This is a genomic window from Scandinavium hiltneri, assembly GCF_024764835.1.
In the GTDB taxonomy this organism is placed as follows: Bacteria; Pseudomonadota; Gammaproteobacteria; order Enterobacterales; family Enterobacteriaceae; genus Scandinavium; species Scandinavium hiltneri.
In genome coordinates this window covers 1-447 of the sequence record NZ_JALIGE010000031.1, presented here as the reverse complement: position 1 = coordinate 447, position 447 = coordinate 1, and the positions used below count along the sequence as shown (strand labels likewise).

General features: G+C 37.6%; 1 protein-coding gene. It reads left to right on the top strand.

Translation table 11 applies throughout. The annotated features are described in order from the left end of the window. Nucleotides 1-186 precede the first annotated feature (186 nt). Nucleotides 187-447: hypothetical protein (locus tag MUU47_RS00130; RefSeq protein WP_258986109.1), on the top strand; the 261-nt coding region annotated here is incomplete at its 3' end.

Sequence of the window (447 nt, the reverse complement as noted above, 5' to 3'; positions counted from 1 at the left end):
CTGTAAAAGGATATTTATTCAGTGGCTATTAAAGAAAAGATATTTACATTGCTTTTTCTAAATAATCAAAATTAAAGCCAATATTGAATTTACCGGTAATAAGATTGCAATTTATGTGCAAATTTTTTAGATTCAGCAAGGATGAGTGTTTGTCATGATGATGAAGAAATTAAAGGGAGCTTTATTTTGGCAAATAAACCTGAAATACCTAAAGATAGTGGTGATTTACCTTCATTATCAGATGATTGTGACAGGTTGAGAAACCTTTCTGATGTCGGTGATTCATTTGGCTATGGTCGTACTCGCTTTTATCAATGGTGTCGGGGACGCGGTTTTCTTACCCTTATGAATGCCCCCTCTACGGAGATGATTAACGCCGGTTATATGGTGACGACGCTGTCAGAAAACGGTTACTCGCGGGTCTATGTGACTGAGGGGGGCTTTAAC